Consider the following 16,074-nt stretch of genomic DNA (forward strand, 5'->3'; position numbering starts at 1 on the left):
CGTGAACAAGGATTCGCTCGATCACTACATCACCGTGACGGGTAGCGGCCAGGTGCCGGTGATCGATACGCGTTCGCTCAATACCTCGGTGCTGGTGGACGACGGTCAGACGGTCGTGCTTGGCGGCATCTACGAAGTCACCAAGTCCGACACCATCAACAAGGTTCCTGGCCTGGGCGATATCCCTGGCCTTGGCGTCCTGTTCCGCAGCACCCAGCACGTCAATGACCGCGACGAACTGCTGATCTTCGTAACGCCGCGTATCCTCAGCGACAGCTTGCAGTAAGCGGCGCTGTAGCGTATGACCCGAAGGGGCGGCCCAGGTGCCGCCCCTTTGCGTTAAGGCAACACTGAATAAGTATCGCCGTCGTCACCAGCCCTGTCTGTTCGCAGGCCACAGGGCCGTCGGCGAAGGGAGACTGGCTGGCTGTCGAGACGGCGGACCTGCGGCATGCGGACGGACAGGGCGAGCCCCAACATGCTGAATTCAAAGTGATGGGGTGATGCCTGGAAGGCCCGCAGGCTGCGCCGCGCGGCTTGGCAAGACAGCCAGTCTTCCCGGCGCCACGCGACACACCCTGCGGGCCTTCCAGACATCATGACGACGGCGATACTTAATTCAGTGTTGCCTTAAGGTATCCATGGCGCCAAGGGCCGGGACGGGTGCGCCGATGGAGGGACGGCATGCCGTTCGACGTGACGCATTTTGTCCATAGCCGCCCTCATACCACTCTTGCCATGCGTTTCAGGGGAAATCGTTTTGCTCGCTGTCTGGCTAGTCGTCGTGCTGCTGATCGCCCATCTGGGGTTGGCGAAATGGAGTGGTCATGCGGAAGCCGCGCTGCCGCAATGGCTCATGATCGCGGTGATGGCGGCGGCGGTATGGGCGGTTTTCATGCGCTATCGGCGCAGCCCGGCGCTGCTCCGCGTGCCGTGGTTGCTGATGGGGTTGGCCCTGGCGATGCAAGTGTTTTGGGCGGCCACCAACGTGCTGGCCGCGACGCTCGGTGACAAAAGCGGTTACCTGGCGGCACTGGCCACGGTGCTTTCCAGCCTGTACGTGATCCCTTGCATGTTCATGGTCACGCGCTCGTTCGCTCCGGATGAAACGCGCGGGGTGGCGGTGCTGGACCTGTTGCTGTCCTGCATGGTGGCGGCATTGTTGTATCTGTTTTTCACCAAGTTGCTCAGCGGCCCGCAGGCATCGGATCCCACCAGCATTTACGTGGTGATCTATCTGGCCGATGCGATCGACTTCTCTCTGGCCGCCATGGCGATCCTGCGTCTGCTTGGTGCGCGCAGTTTTCGTTGGCGCTATTTCTATTACGCGGCTAGCGCGCATCTGCTGGTCAACGCCACGGTTGCGGCCATCTACAACCGCATCGAAATGCACGGCCTGCCGTGGTGGGCCGGCTCACTGATCGATATTCCTCATGCGCTGGTCGTACTGGTGGCGGTGCGGCAGCCGCCGCGTTGGTTGCGTGCGTACCGTCCTTCGCTGGCGGTGTCACAAACCATCGCGTCGTTCGCGCCGACCATCCTGACGATGATGGTGGTGATGCTCAGCATCAGCACCTCGCGCGTCAGTTTTGTGTCCAGCTTGTTGGCGGGTTGCGCGGCAGTATTGTTCTATGGCTTGCGCATGGCGTTTATTCAAAGCGGTCACCTGGATCGTCAACGTGCCTTCAACCGGAGTGCGTGGCGGCTGGAACAGCAAGTGGGACGCGATCCGCTCACCGGCATCGCCAATCGCGCCATGCTCGATACGCGCTTGCGCGAGGTGCTGGAAGAAGGATGCATAAGTGGAAACTACTGCTCGGTACTGATGATCGATATCGACTTCTTCAAGCAATACAACGATAGCCTCGGCCATATCGCCGGTGATGCCTGTCTGGTGCAAGTGGCTGTTGCGCTGAGCAGCAGCCGCGTGCGCGCCAATGACCTGGTGGCGCGCTATGGTGGCGAGGAATTTGCGGTGGTGTTGGCGGATACCACGGCGAAGCTTGCGCAAGATGTTGCGCGTCGCTTGATCGCAGCGATCGAGCGATTGCAGATTGCGCACCCGGATTGTCCATCGGGATATGTCACGGTCAGCATCGGCATCGCCACCCAGACGGCGCAGACGCCGATGGACCCGGTGGCCATGCTGGATGAGGCCGACCGCGCGCTGTATCGCGCCAAAAGCAATGGGCGCAATCGCTACGAACCGGCGGCTGTGCCGCAATACGGCTAGCGCGCGGATGCCTGCTGCCGGTGCGTGTACTTGCCATGCACGAACCTGTTACCCGCAAAACGAAAAGCGCCGCGACCTTGATCCGGCACCCGGCGCGTCAGCAAAACGCCGGTGATTTCAGGCCTTTCCCGGCACATTCTCCCTGACAGACCCTATGCTATGCTCATTGCAATGGCGCAGGGCGGCGCCGCTAAGGGGGAATATCCATGGGTTTGTTCGTCTTTTTGGCGTTGATCGTGCTGGTCGTCGGTTATGTCGTTTCGCTTTACAACGGCCTGGTCACGGCGCGAAACAGCTACAAGAACGCGTTTGCGCAGATCGACGTGCAGCTGACGCGCCGGCATGACCTGATTCCCAACCTGGTCGAAACCGCCAAGGCCTATCTCGCGCACGAACGCGGCACGCTGGAAGCGGTCATCCAGGCGCGTAACATGGCGGTAAAAGGTTTGGCCGACGCAAAGGAAAAGCCGGGTGATTCCGCGGCGATGGCGCAGCTCGCCGCCAGCGAAACCAGCCTCAACCAGAGCCTCGGCCGGCTGTTTGCCGTCAGCGAGGCCTATCCGGATTTGAAGGCCAACGAAACCATGGCGCAGCTCTCCGAGGAACTGACGTCCACCGAGAACCGCGTGGCGTTCGCCCGGCAGGCGTATAACGACGCGGTAATGACCTACAACAACCGTTGCGAAATGTTCCCGAGCTCGTTCGTCGCCAACAGCTTCAGTTTCACGCAGGCCCATCCGCTGCAGATTGAAGACGCGGCCGTGCGCGACGCGCCCAAAGTTTCTTTCGCCTGATCGGTCGGCGTCGCCGGTAGACATATAGCGTTCCTAGACTCGGGGGCGGAATGGACTTTTTTGCGGAACAAGCGCACGTGCGGGAAAGCACCCGTGTGCTGGTCGTGCTTTTCATCGCGGCCGTGCTCGCCATCGTGGCTGCCGTGGATATGCTGGTGGCGGTGGTGGTCGGGCCTTGGGTGAAGATCTCGCACGCGTCGCTTTTGACCATCAGCACGATTGCCGTGCTTGGCCTGATTGCCGGCTGCGCGGCGTATCGCATCAGCAGTCTTTCCGCCGGCGGCAAGGCGGTGGCGGACGATGTCGGCGGAGAGCCGGTGCCGCCGGATACGCAAGATCCGGCGTTGCGTCAATTGCGCAATGTCATTGAGGAAGTGGCGATTGCCTCCGGTACGCCCGTGCCCGATATCTACCTGTTGCCGGATGAGCCTGGCATCAACGCCTTTGCAGCCGGCTATTCGCCTTCCGATGCCGCCATCACGGTGACGCAAGGATGCCTGGATCATCTGACACGTAACGAACTGCAGGGCGTCATCGCGCATGAGTTCAGCCATGTATTGAACGGCGACATGCGGCTCAACATCCGCTTGATGGGGCTGCTGTACGGCATCATGGCGCTGTCGATCATCGGCCGGCAGATGACGTGGTCCAGAGGCAATGCCGGTATCTGGGATAGCGAGGACGACCGCGACCGGCTATCGGCCTGGTTCCTGATCGGCATTGCGCTGATGGTCATCGGTTCGATCGGGCATTTCTTCGGCCGCTTGATCCAGGCCGCCGTCGCGCGATCGCGCGAAACGCTGGCCGATGCATGCGCCGTGCAATTCACCCGGCAGACTAGCGGCATTGCCGGTGCATTGAAGAAGATTGCCGTGCTGGCGGAAGGTTCGCGTTTGCAAACCGTCAATCGCCACGAAATCGCGCACATGATGCTTGGCGATGTGGACCACTTCAGCGCGTGGTTTGCCACGCATCCGCCATTGATGAATCGCATTCGTCTGTTGGAACCGTATTTCCGCGAGCAGGAGTTGGCCAAGCTCAAGCCGCAGGTCCAAGTTTCTGTTGGGAAGAGTGACGAGAAACAGGAAGTCGTGCAGCGTGAGCTGCCGCCGTTGGAGTGGCCTGGTGGCCTGGCCATCGGAGCGGCGGTAGTTGCGGCGCAGGGCGCACCGGTGCCGCAGGTTGCTACAGCGGATGCAGTTCAATCCACCGCCGTTTCGCCGCGCGAAACGTTTGCCCGACTGAAAGAGGCCGTTCGGCAGCCGGAATCTGCACTTGCCATGATGCTGGCGCTGGCCACGTCCAAGCAGCAGGAGCTGCGCGCAAAACAGGCAAAGCTGGTCGCGGATGCTTTCGGCGATGACGTGCAAGCAGCCGTGAGCGAGCGTGCTGCCGAAGTGCAAGCGCTGCCGGCAACCTCGCACATGCCGCTGCTGTCGCTGGCCTTTCCCGCGCTCAAGCAATTGACGCCAGGGCGCCAACAAACCTTACTGCAAACGCTCGATGCGGTCGTCAGCATCGACCCGCAAGTGGACCTGGATGATTACTGCCTCGTGCGGCTGCTGCGCATGCATCTGCTCGAAGCCTGCAAGCCGCGCAGCGCGCCGGTCGACGGACAGAAGAAACTGCCCGCATGCCGCGACAGCGTGGCGCTGGTCTGCGCGGTGGTGGCGACCTATGGCGCCACCGATGACGCCGCTGCCCGCCGGGCATGGCTATTGGCGATGGATCAGGCGTTTCCTGGCGCCGCCGCCACGTGGCAGACATTGCCGCTGGATTGGCAGGCGCCTTTCGACCGCGCGTTGGATGACCTGGATGGCCTGATGCCGGCGGCCAAGGAAATCGTCATCCAGAGCTTGCTCGGCGCGATCCGCGCAGATGGCGTCGTGACAGCGGCGGAAGCGGAGTTGTTGCGCGTGATCTGCGCCAGCTTGCATTGCCCTGTGCCGGCGCAACCTGGTTTGTAGTGGCTTGCAGTGGCGTGGGGTGTTGGGGTTCGCGTGCCGCTCACTCCAACCTATAGGTACGCGTGTGTCATCATTCTGCGCCGTGGATCGTTTATCTTGGCACTGCCTTTACATACAGGGAGCGTTTGCATGTCAAAGAGATGCTGTCACATAGCCATTGCCGTGTTGTTGAGCATGCCGGTTGCGGCCTGGGCCCAGGCACAGGGTTCACAAGCCCCGCCATCGTCAAGCAGTGCCAATAACGTCCCCAGCGATGCGGATCTCGCCGCCGCACATTGCGTCATCGGTGAAGAGCGCTTCCTGCCTGGCGACTATTACTATTGCCTCGGCGGCCTTGCCTACGGCCAGCACCATTACGGCCAGTCGGTGCGTTTTTTCACCACGGCAGCAAGCTGGGCCAGTAAACCCGCCCAGTACGTGTTGGCGGTGATGGCGCTGAATGGCGATCACCAGCCAAGAAATCGCGCACTTGCGCTGGCATGGCTGGCGCTTGCGGCGGAACGGCCGAATTCGCGCTTCCAGTCGCCTTACGAAGAACTTCACAAGGCAGTGACTCAGGCAGAGCGCCATGCCGCGAACGATCTGCTGGAAAAGATGCGGCCGATCTACGGCGATGCGACTGCCGCCAAGCGCGCCGAAGATCGCTATATCGAGGGCATGAAGTGGCTGGCGCGCATGAACAAAGGTAGCAACCAGTTCTGCCTGGAAGGCATGTCGACGCTCGACCGGCAGACGGTCAATCCATCCGGCTGCCCGCCAGTGCAACAGGTGGTCACGAGGATTGACCGCCAGGCCGACACCGTTTTCGAGGGATGGTCCGGGCACGTCACGGTCGGCTCGTTGCAGCAGGTGGATGCGTCCGCTGCCAAGCCATCCGGCAGTCCGTAGCCTGGCTTGCGAGGCCAGCCGTAAGCTCGCCCGATCCAGCTAAAAACAGCGCAAGCTATCCACCCACAAAAAACCCCGCATTTGCGCGGGGTTTTTCGCATGATGCCGAAGCGGCTTACGCCTCCGCCTCTTCCTTGTACGCATCCACCGGAATGCACGCGCACATCACGTTCTTGTCGCCGTACACGTTGTCCACGCGCGCCACCGGTGACCAGTACTTCTGCAGCTTCAGGCTGGGCAGCGGGAAGGCGGCCAGTTCGCGCGGGTAGGCGTGAGCCCATTCCGTACCGGTGACCATGGTGGCGGTGTGCGGGGCGTTCTTCAGCGGGTTGTCCTCGCGATCCAGGCGGCCGTCTTCGATCGCGCGGATTTCGTCGCGGATCTGGATCATCGCGTCGATGAAGCGATCCAGCTCGTGCATCGATTCGCTTTCGGTGGGTTCCACCATCAGCGTGCCGGCCACCGGGAAGCTCAGCGTGGGAGCGTGGAAGCCGAAATCGATCAGGCGCTTGGCCACGTCTTCCGCGCTGATGCCGGTGCTGTCCTTGAGCGGGCGCAGGTCGAGAATGCACTCGTGCGCGACCAGCCCGTTGCGGCCGGTGTAAAGCGTTTCGTAATGCGAGGCCAGGCGCTTGGCGATGTAGTTGGCATTGAGCAGCGCCACCTGTGTCGCCTTGCGCAGGCCCTGCTGGCCCATCAGCGTGATGTACATCCACGAGATCGGCAGGATGCTGGCGCTGCCGAAGCTGGCCGCGCTCACCATGCCCACCTTGCTTTCGCCGCCGAGTGTGCGCGGCAGGAACGGCGCCAGATGCGACTTCACCGCGCAGGGGCCCACGCCCGGGCCGCCGCCGCCGTGCGGAATGCAGAAGGTCTTGTGCAGGTTGAGGTGCGAAACGTCCGAACCCCACTTGCCAGGCTTGGCCAGGCCGACCAGTGCGTTCATGTTGGCGCCGTCGGTGTACACCTGGCCGCCGTGCTGATGCACGATCTCGCAGATGCGCACCACGTCTTCCTCGAACACGCCGTGGGTGGAGGGGTAGGTGATCATCAGCGCGGCGAGGCGATCGGAATATTTTTCCGCCTTGGCGCGGATATCCTCCAGGTCGACGTTGCCGTTGCTGTCGCACTTGGTGACCACCACCGTCATGCCGCACATTTGCGCGGAGGCCGGGTTGGTGCCATGGGCGGATTCGGGAATCAGGCAGATGTCGCGCTGGTCTTCGCCGCGCGAGCGGTGATACGCACGAATGGCGAGCAGGCCGGCGTATTCGCCTTGCGCACCGGAATTCGGCTGCAGGCTCACTGCGTCGTAGCCGGTGCATTCCACCAGCATCGCTTCCAGTTCATCGATCAGCTGCTTGTAGCCCTGTGTCTGCTCGGCCGGCGCCAGCGGATGGATGCTGGAAAATTCCGGCCACGTCACCGGAATCATCTCGGCGGTGGCGTTGAGCTTCATGGTGCAGCTGCCCAGCGGAATCATGGTGCGATCCATGGCCAGGTCCTTGTCGGCCAGGGCGCGCATGTAGCGCAGCAGTTCGTGTTCGCTGTGATGCGTGTTGAACACCGGGTGCTGCAGGAAGGCTTCCTGGCGCAGCAGTGCCTTGGGCAGTTCGTCCGGTGTGCTGGCGTCGGCTTCGTCGATGTCGACGATTTCGGCGCCGAACAGTTTGGCCAGCGCGAGCACGTCGGCGCGCGTGGTGGTTTCGTCCAGGCTGATGCCCACGCTCTGGCCATGGATCTGGCGCAGGTTGATGCCCTGGCTCACCGCCTTGGCGTGGATCGCATCGGCGTCGACCTGGGTGATGTGCAGCGTATCGAAGAAATCGGTGCCCACGGTCAGGCCGGCACGGCGCAGCGCGGTCGCGAGAATCGCCGCAAAGCGATGCGTGCGGCGCGCGATGCGCTGCAAGCCGTCCGGCCCATGGTACACCGCGTACATGCTGGCCATCACGGCCAGCAGCACCTGCGCGGTGCAGATGTTGGAGGTAGCCTTTTCGCGACGGATGTGCTGCTCGCGCGTCTGCAGCGTGAGGCGGTAGGCCGGCTTGCCTTCGGCATCCACTGATACGCCGATCAGGCGGCCCGGCATCGAGCGCTTGTACGCGTCACGGCAGGCAAGGTAGGCAGCGTGCGGGCCGCCGAAGCCGAACGGCACGCCAAAGCGCTGGCTGTTGCCGATCACGATGTCCGCGCCCCACGAACCGGGCGAGGCGATCAGCGTCAGCGCCAGCAGGTCGGTGGCCACGGCGACGATGCCGCCGCGCGCATGCACCGCCTCGGCCACGCTGCGATAGTCGCTGATCTGGCCATAGGTATTGGGGTACTGCAGCAGCACGCCGAAGCTGTCCACGCTGGCCGCTGCGGACGGTTCGCCCACGTGCAGCTGGATGCCGATGCCATCGGCACGCGTATGCAGCACTTCCAGTGTCTGCGGATGCACGTCGTTGGCGACGAAGAACACGTTGCTCTTGGACTTGGCCGAGCGCTTGGCCAGCGTCATTGCTTCGCCCGCGGCGGTGGCTTCATCCAGCAGCGAGGCATTGGAGATGTCCATGCCGGTGAGGTCGGCCACCATGGTCTGGAAGTTGATCAGCGCTTCCATGCGGCCTTGCGAGATCTCCGCCTGGTAAGGCGTGTACGCCGTGTACCACGCGGGGTTTTCCAGGATGTTGCGCAGGATGACGTTGGGCGTGAGCGTGCCGTAGTAACCCTGGCCGATGAAATTCTTGAACACCTTGTTCTTGCGTGCGATGGCGCGGATCTTCGCCAGCGCTTCTTCTTCCGTGACGCTTTGCGGCAGCGCCAGCGGCGCCGGCGATTTGATCTGGCCCGGCACGATGGCGCTGGTCATTGCTTCCAGCGAGTCGTAGCCGATGGCGTGCAGCATCTGCGCAATTTCGGCATCGTTGGGGCCGATGTGCCGCTCGATGAAAGCGTCGTGATGCTCGAGTTCGCGCAGCGAGGGGGAAGAGTTCTGGGTCATGGGCAAGAGGCGTCCGAAGAAAACGTGCAGGCCGCACGCGGGGCGCCCCTCTGTCCTTTTGCCTGAGAGTTTGGAAGCCGCAGGTTCGGTGGAACCTGGGTCTTCGTGCCCCTTCGGCGCCGGATTCAACCGGTCTCTCCAGAGTCTTGGGTAGATGGCGGTATGGGGCCTGAGCGATTACGGGCGTTGCGCCTTCGGCAGCGGGCGTTTGCCCGCTTCTCCCACCAGCTACGTCAAGGGCGTGATTATACGCTGCGGCGCAGGTTTTAAATCGTCATGACTCCCGGTTGAGGTAATGTGCCCCGCCTAGCATCAGCGGTACGGTATTGGCGAGTACACATCATGAACAAACCACCTTTCCGCCTCGAGCAACTCGACCATGTGGTCCTGCGCGCCTACGACGTGCCGACCATGCTGGGGTTCTATTGCGACGTACTTGGCTGCATCGTAGAGCGCCGCCAGGACGAACTTGGCCTGGTGCAACTGCGTGCCGGCAACTCGCTGATCGACCTGGTGAATATCGACGGCAAGCTCGGCCGTTATGGCGGCAAGGGGCCGGGTACGGAAGGCCACAACATGGACCATCTATGCCTTAGCGTGGCCGATTACGACGAGGCCGCCATCCTGGCGCACCTCAAGGCGCATGGCGTGCGGGTGGGCGAGATCGGCAGCCGCTATGGTGCGAAGGGCGAAGGCCCTTCCATTTATCTGTTTGATCCGCAAGGCAACATGGTGGAGCTGAAAGGCCCGCCATCGGCCTAGCGCATCCAGACGCGTGCGTATGCATACGTATGCCTAAAAAAAGCATGGGCCATAGGTCATGGATTTAACGTTTGTGATCCTGTTCTCGTTATAATGTGCGCTTCCCAGGGCGCGTATGCCTGTTTGCCGTCTGCACGGCACAACGTATAAGCGCGTGCAATTCCGCGGAGCAATTCCCCCTCTGGCATTCGCGGATTACACGATGGTTTTCGATGCGTACGGATCTCGCATGAGCGCGTTGGCGCTCGTGTCGAACGATTCGGGCCATGCCTGGCGCAAGGAGTTTGAGGCATCGGCCGGCTTCCCCACCGGCTGATCCGTTCACCGCGAAGGTATTCGCAAGGCTGTCCACAGCGTGTGGGAGCGTGTGCTCCTGCGCGCGTGGCCGCGTGCGGTCATGCGTGGACAAGACGACAGGATTCTTCAATGCGCCGAGTAGCGGCTTGGGTGGCCATGCGCTCGCAGTTCGAGGATGTCGATGTGTGTGAATCGGATGGTCCGACTCATTCTTTTGGCGATGCCATGAATACCGCCCACGTTTCCGATCGCGAAGTGGGTCGCTTGCTCAGTGATTTGCCGTCGGCTCATGGCGCGCACACCGTACAGGACGGACGTGCGTGGAAACGCCGCTTTTGCGATCCCGCCAAGCGGGCGCGCCGCGCGGCACGCGTGGTGCGGCATATCCGTTTCGTGTATTTCGCCCATGTCGACGACGACGGCTTGTACGACGACTACCACCACGAACTGGTCACGGCCGAAGTGCTGATGGACCGGGTGTTGGCAGCACGCGCGTCCGGCATGAAAGCCGTGCACCCCTACCTGCATAGCGAGGTGGAAGATCGGCTGTTCAGTCGCCCCCCGCGCGGCAGCTTCATGCAGGTGACGCCCGAATACATCCGCTGGTACGGCCGCGATGGTGTGCGCCGCGCCGAACCGATGGTGCGCGAGGAACTGGCCATCGAGCTGATGGGTGAATACGGCTACAGCTATAACGACGCGCTGGATATCGCCACCAACAATTCCGGTGCGCTGGCGCGCGTGGATCAGGCATGGCTGTTGGCGCGTACCAAAACGCCGATCTATTGCCGACCATTGCATGCCACGGAATTCCTTCAGCTTGCCCGCGCCATCGAAGGCGCGTATGACGCGCCTTCGAGCGATGCGAGCGTCTTGAAAGCCAACACGGATATCGCGCGCCGTGCGGCCGCGGTGCTTGGTGCCGTGATGGATGAATTCGTGGAAACGCCGTTCCAGACCCCAGCGCTGGCGGAGGTGTTTGCGGAGTTTCACCGCGCGCATCTGCTGCGCGTGGCGCACGCACGCCTGGCCGGTTTGCAGCCGATGCCGGTAACGGGTGTGCTGGGCTGGTTTTCCGCCAAGCGTGCGCGGATCTATGCGGAAGTGCAGGCGCGGTTGGCGGCGCGTTGACAGCTCTTTACTTCTTGTTTGCAGAGAGGCGGAATGAAACTTTCCCTCCCCTGCGGGCAGGGGAGGGGCGCGGCTTTTTTAGGAATTAGTCCAGCACATGCCTCAGCAGCTAGTTCCGCCGGGGCCGCCGAAGTAGAAATAAATCCCCCAATAATTCGTTGGTGCGGAATAGGGGCCGGCGATGCTGTAGCAACTCGGCGACGGCTGTGCAACGCTCAGCCTAGCCCACTGCGCTGTGTTGTCGGGGGCGTAATACCATATTTGCCGCTGATAGCCAGCGTAGCTATACCCTGAGCTTGCCCAGTTGCCGCTGCCTTCTGCCGGCCATGTCGTCGAACCCACCGATTCACTGCCGAACTCAATATGCTGGGCACCTGTGTGCATCGGACCATTGCCAAACAGCGTGGCTGGATAGTAGCCCACCCACGTCATGTTATCCGGCGTCCCCAAGGCCAGCCACCAGTTGCCTTGATATAGTTGAAACATCGTCCGCAATTCGTATTGCGCGCCGCCCGGCGTGCTGTAGTTGGGGAACGGTCCACCGAAGTACCAGTTGGCATTGGTTTGCACGAAACCAGCGCAATCGAGGTTGTAGCAGCCGGTGTACTGATAGCTGTCCGCGGTCCAGTAGATGAACAGGCGTGATCGCTGGTCGCCGTAGTGAGCTGGATAATTCTGCCAACCTACTTCGACTGTCTGATTGACACCCGTATCCGTGATACCGGTGGTCCAGGATTGCGCCAGGGAAAAGATTTGGCCCGCCGCCGTATCGACGTAGGGGCTCCACAAATTGACGGTAGTGGTCTGGCCAAGATTGGCGACGTTCTGATACGTGTAGGCGTACGTGTGCTTACTAACGGCCTGTGTCGCAGCTTGCGATGGGTACATCTGCGTAGTGGCCAAACGATCCGCGCCATCCGGAGTTTTCTGGAGATAGGCCTTTAGTGAAGGAAAGCGCGACACTTCCTCCAGAGTGATGCGACGCATAGGAATGGTTCCCGCCGCGCAGCTGCGCGAATTGCCATAGGCGTCGATCTTGTCGCTGGCAGCCAGTTGCGATGTTACCGGTATGGTTTCAGCCATGGCCTGCGCGGTGGTATTGGGGCTGGGGCCGCTGTCGCCTCCGGCGATTGCTTCAGGAGCTGCCGATGGGGGTGGTGGCGAGGCGATGCGCGCAAGCCCGAGCTGGCTTGCGCTGGGCTGTTCAAGCACCGGGATGCAATCGTATTGATCATTACCCAACACGAAACTTTGGCCGACATGCGTGTTCTGATACGTATCCAATATGTATTGACGCATGCTTTCGAACGTCGCGGTGCTTTGTACGGAGCTTGTCTTCATGCCGGTGACGCTTGCAGCGTTGGCTGATCGGACGTTTTGCAAGAATTGCTGGAACGGAACGAATGGTGCCGCTTCAGACTGTGCCATCACTGGCGAGCCGCAGGCCAGCAGAGCGCATAAGGCAGCGATTCGGACTGACGAGTGTTTTGGGTGATCTTTGCCCAGTTTCAAAGTAAGCCTCCATGGTCTTAAATGATTGACGAAATAATTTCGTCGATACGGATAGTCGAAAGGCCAAGGTATGTTGTCAACAGCGAATGCTCTTGCTTCAGCGAATCACACATGATTGTCGTGCTTGACGGGCGCGCCAATTAAATACATGCACAGTGGGCTGTGTGCGCATGCACTGTGTAGGAATGGCCTGATATCCGGAGCTCTTTTTGTAAGTTGTTGCGAAAATGGCATCTTTGGGCAAGGTGTTCTCGCATGAATAAGGTCATGCCGTGTGTGCTGTTTGATGCTGGACTACTACTGGTTAGCGTTGTTACGTTACGTGCGTAAATATGAGTCTGTGGCTTGGCTGCAAGGCGACGCACACGATGTTTGCGTGAGGGATTATTTCTTTCCTTCGTGGCACTCTGAGCTCAAGCGAGGTAACGTAGGATTCGTGAGGTGGGGCGAGCGAGAGGAGTAGGAAATGAGCTGGAGCTGGCCGTGTTTTCTCTCACGTTTTACCCTCTCCGCTTACTCTTGAACGTGCGGGTGGCTCACTCGCGAACGCAGGGATGGCTCACGCGTAAACGCAAGGATGGCTCAACGGATCAGAGGTTTCTTGAATTCGGAGCATTGCTTCTCCCTGGAAAGGGAGTGACGTTTACGGTAATGATTAATTCGTTATCGCCGCCGGTTTCTCGCCAGTCGCTTTCAGTATTTCATCGAGCGCGTAGGCCTGGGTGAAAACGCCAGCGCCATCTGCATGTACTGAAATGCTGGGGTTTTCACCCCAGCATCCGTTTTTCATGAGGGTGGCTAAAGCGCAATCACCTTCTGCCCCGCCGCCTTCAACTTCTCGTTGAGTGCGGCCAAGTCATGCTGCTTCAACGCCTGCCATTCATCCATCGTCGCCGTCAGCGTCTTCGATAGCGTTGCATAAGACGTCTGCGCATCCGGGCTCGGGTCCGCATCGGCGCCATCCACCGCGGTAAGCAGCGTTTCCAGGTCTGTCGACAAGGCCTGCAGGCTGTCCGTACGCCGTGGCGGTGAGCCGATGCTGTTGCGTGGATCGGCATGCACCGGCACACCTGAAACATCCGAAGCACGCGCGATCAACGCCGCAATCTGCTCATGCAAAGCGCCGCCGGCATGCGCTTGCCGATCGTCCAACGCTTGCAATAGCTGCTTTGCTTCCGCGCTGGCCTCGGCTGCCTGACCCGCCACCGTTTCCACCTTGGTCGCCAAGTCGAATTCGCGCTGCATCGCGGCCACCGACACGGTCACGCGCGGATCGGGTTTGATGGTCAGCGGTTGCCGGTAGCTGCGGCCATCGACCGTCAGTTCCACCGTATAACGGCCGGGCACGGCCCACACGCCATCCTTCTGATGATGGCGTCCTTCTTCGCCCTTGCCGGCGTAACGTAGGTTCCATACGAAGCGATGCATGCCCGGCGTGGTGGACAACGGGGTGGGAATCGGTACCCATTCCGGCGCGAATTCGAGCTTTGCCGGATCGAGCATCGGCGGCTTGTCCTCGCTGTTGAAGCTGCGCACCGTGTTGTTTTGCGCATCCAGGATGGTCAGCGTAACCGGAGCTTTCACGTGCTGCGGCAACGCGTAGTCGATGATGGCGCCATCGGGCGGATTGGCCGCCAGCGGCTCATCCTTCGGCATCGGCGTGCCGGTGAACTCGGGATGGCGCACGCGATACGCATCGGCCGGCTTGAACAGCGTTACCGCCTGCGTGCTTACACCTTCCATCTGCCGTAGCGCCGTGACGTCGTCCATGATCCAGAAGCCGCGGCCATGCGTGGCGATTACCAGGTCATCCTGGTGTACGTCGATATCGCGCACGGACGTGGACGGCAGGTTCTGCTCCAACGATTGCCAATGCGCGCCGTCGTCGAACGACACAAACATGCCTTTTTCGGTGCCGGCGTAGAGCAGGCCTTTGCGCAGGGGATCTTCGCGCACCACGTTGACGAAACTGTCGGACGGAATGCCATTGTCGATGCGTTGCCAGCTCTTGCCGCCATCGGTGGTGCGATAGATATACGGCGCGTCATCGTCGAGCCGGTGGCGATCGATGGCGAGGTACGCCACCTCCGCACTGAAGTGCGAGAGCTCGATGCCGCCCACCTTCGACCAGGGCGTCAAGGCGCTGGGCGTGACATTGCGCCAATGCGCGCCTTCGTCATCGGTGCGCCACACCAGGCCGTCGTCCGTGCCGACCCACAAGACCTTCGCATCGAGCGGGGAGGGTGCGATGGTGTAGATCACGCCGCGCTGCTTGTCGACATGGTTGTCGTCCGCGGCCGTGGTGGCATCCAGGTTGGCAGGTATGCCCGCATCCGGACGCGTGAGGTCGGGACTGATCGGCGCCCAGTGTTCGCCGCCGTCCGACGTGCGGAACAAGCGCTGGTTGGCGAAATACAGCACCTTGTGGTCACGCTTGGAGAATTGCAGCGGCAGCGTCCAGGCCGCGCGGTAATGGGCGGCAGGGTAGGCCAGCGTGGGATCGACATTGCGCACCTGTTCGGTGCGCATGTCGAGCTTGTCCACGCGGCCGCCGTAGACGATGTCGTGATCGTCTGGATCGGGCGCGATCATGTCGCTTTCGCCGCCGGGCGTAAGTTCGTGGAACTGCTGCATGGTGATGCCGTCGTGGCTGCCGCTGCGGCTGGGCAGCGACACCGCGCCGGAATCCTGCTGCGCGCCATACACCCAATAAGGAAAACGGTTGTCGGTGCTGACGTGATAGATCTGTGCGGTCGGCTGGTTGTACCAACTGCTCCAGGTCGCACCGCCGTTGAGGGTGATCAGCGTGCCCTGGTCGACACCGAGAATCTGCCGGTTGGAGTTGGTCGGGTCGATCCACATCTCGTGGAAATCGTCTCCCGTCGGGTCGCCCTTCAGTGCGATGAACTGCTTGCCGCCGTTATCCGAGCGCAGCACGATGGTGTTCATTACATAGATGCGATCGGCATTCTTCGGATCGACCGTGAGCCGGTTGAAATACCAGCCGCGCTGCCAGATGCGCTGATCGTCGGTGACGTGCTTCCAATGCGCGCCGGCATCATCCGAGCGGTACAGGCCGCCTTCGCCGTCAGGCGCATCGATCAGTGCATAGACGCGCTTGGGATCGCTGAGCGCAGTCGCCAGGCCAATGCGCCCAGGATGCGCCGCAAAGCCGTTGCCCTGGATCTGCGTCCAATGCGAACCGCCGTCATGCGATACATACAAGCCGCTGCCCGGTCCGTTGGAGGGCGGATACACGCTCCACGGCGGACGGCGCGTCTGCCATAGCGCGGCATAGATCGTGTTCGGATCGTCCGGCTTGAACGCCATGTCGATGGCGCCGGTGTCGTTGTCCTTAAACAGCACCTTTTCCCAATGTTCGCCGCCATCGGTGGAACGGAACACGCCGCGCTCGGCATTCGGCCCGTACGCGTGGCCCAGCGCCGCGACGTACACCACGTCAGGGTTGTGCGGGTCGACCAGGATGCGCCCGATCTGGCGGCT

The 16,074-nt window shown here is 61.5% G+C and carries 9 protein-coding genes, 1 pseudogene and 1 riboswitch; of the genes and pseudogenes, 7 read left to right on the top strand and 3 right to left on the bottom strand.

All coding sequences use genetic code 11. The annotated features are described in order from the left end of the window. From VMA74_RS02695 to VMA74_RS02715, 5 genes and pseudogenes are all read left to right on the top strand, one after another. Positions 1 to 286 (top strand): annotated as a pseudogene (locus tag VMA74_RS02695) (type IV pilus secretin PilQ); the annotation flags it as partial. A gap of 474 nt (positions 287 to 760) precedes the next feature. After that, positions 761 to 2,233 (top strand): GGDEF domain-containing protein, encoded by a 1,473-nt coding sequence (locus tag VMA74_RS02700; RefSeq protein WP_325364559.1) that lies wholly within the window; start codon positions 761 to 763, stop codon positions 2,231 to 2,233. A 206-nt stretch (positions 2,234 to 2,439) separates the two neighbouring features. Beyond that, on the top strand, positions 2,440 to 3,027 hold the full coding sequence (locus VMA74_RS02705; RefSeq protein WP_325364561.1) for a LemA family protein: 588 nt from the start codon (positions 2,440 to 2,442) through the stop codon (positions 3,025 to 3,027). Positions 3,028 to 3,104: 77 nt separating this feature from the next. Further along, a complete protein-coding gene (locus VMA74_RS02710) occupies positions 3,105 to 4,994 on the top strand; it encodes a M48 family metallopeptidase (protein WP_325364563.1) in 1,890 nt (629 codons plus the stop codon). Positions 4,995 to 5,123: 129 nt separating this feature from the next. After that, on the top strand, positions 5,124 to 5,882 hold the full coding sequence (locus VMA74_RS02715; protein ID WP_325364565.1) for a hypothetical protein: 759 nt from the start codon (positions 5,124 to 5,126) through the stop codon (positions 5,880 to 5,882). Positions 5,883 to 5,997: 115 nt separating this feature from the next. On the opposite strand, the gene gcvP is transcribed toward VMA74_RS02715, so the two are convergent. After that, complete coding sequence (gene gcvP, locus VMA74_RS02720) at positions 5,998 to 8,868, bottom strand: aminomethyl-transferring glycine dehydrogenase (protein ID WP_325364567.1); 2,871 nt, start codon at positions 8,866 to 8,868, stop codon at positions 5,998 to 6,000. Positions 8,869 to 8,908: 40 nt separating this feature from the next. Further along, a riboswitch (glycine riboswitch) is annotated at positions 8,909 to 9,020 on the bottom strand. A 190-nt stretch (positions 9,021 to 9,210) separates the two neighbouring features. Between gcvP and VMA74_RS02725 the strand changes: the two genes are divergently transcribed. Both VMA74_RS02725 and VMA74_RS02730 read left to right on the top strand, forming a co-directional pair. Beyond that, on the top strand, positions 9,211 to 9,630 hold the full coding sequence (locus VMA74_RS02725; RefSeq protein WP_325364569.1) for a VOC family protein: 420 nt from the start codon (positions 9,211 to 9,213) through the stop codon (positions 9,628 to 9,630). A gap of 522 nt (positions 9,631 to 10,152) precedes the next feature. After that, entirely contained in the window at positions 10,153 to 11,058 is a 906-nt protein-coding gene (locus VMA74_RS02730) for a hypothetical protein (RefSeq protein ID WP_325364571.1), read from the top strand. 102 nt (positions 11,059 to 11,160) lie between these two features. Here the strand turns inward: VMA74_RS02730 and VMA74_RS02735 are convergent, their stop codons facing one another. Beyond that, positions 11,161 to 12,570 carry a neprosin family prolyl endopeptidase gene (locus VMA74_RS02735; RefSeq protein ID WP_325364573.1) on the bottom strand — a complete coding sequence of 470 codons (1,410 nt, stop codon included), beginning with the start codon at positions 12,568 to 12,570 and terminating at the stop codon, positions 11,161 to 11,163. A 798-nt stretch (positions 12,571 to 13,368) separates the two neighbouring features. After that, a partial coding sequence (locus VMA74_RS02740) for a hypothetical protein (RefSeq protein WP_325364575.1) occupies positions 13,369 to 16,074 on the bottom strand: 2,706 nt, incomplete at its 5' end.

The organism is Dyella sp. (genome assembly GCF_035508675.1).
Lineage (GTDB): Bacteria > Pseudomonadota > Gammaproteobacteria > Xanthomonadales > Rhodanobacteraceae > Dyella_B.

What these genes read in the sequence shown, in the direction of transcription:
- VMA74_RS02705 (WP_325364561.1), top strand. Translation starts at nt 2,440, where the DNA reads ATGGGTTTGTTCGTCTTTTTGGCGTTGATCGTGCTGGTCGTCGGTTAT.
- VMA74_RS02715 (WP_325364565.1), top strand. Translation starts at nt 5,124, where the DNA reads ATGTCAAAGAGATGCTGTCACATAGCCATTGCCGTGTTGTTGAGCATG.
- gcvP (WP_325364567.1), bottom strand. Translation starts at nt 8,868, where the DNA reads ATGACCCAGAACTCTTCCCCCTCGCTGCGCGAACTCGAGCATCACGAC.
- VMA74_RS02725 (WP_325364569.1), top strand. Translation starts at nt 9,211, where the DNA reads ATGAACAAACCACCTTTCCGCCTCGAGCAACTCGACCATGTGGTCCTG.
- VMA74_RS02730 (WP_325364571.1), top strand. Translation starts at nt 10,153, where the DNA reads ATGAATACCGCCCACGTTTCCGATCGCGAAGTGGGTCGCTTGCTCAGT.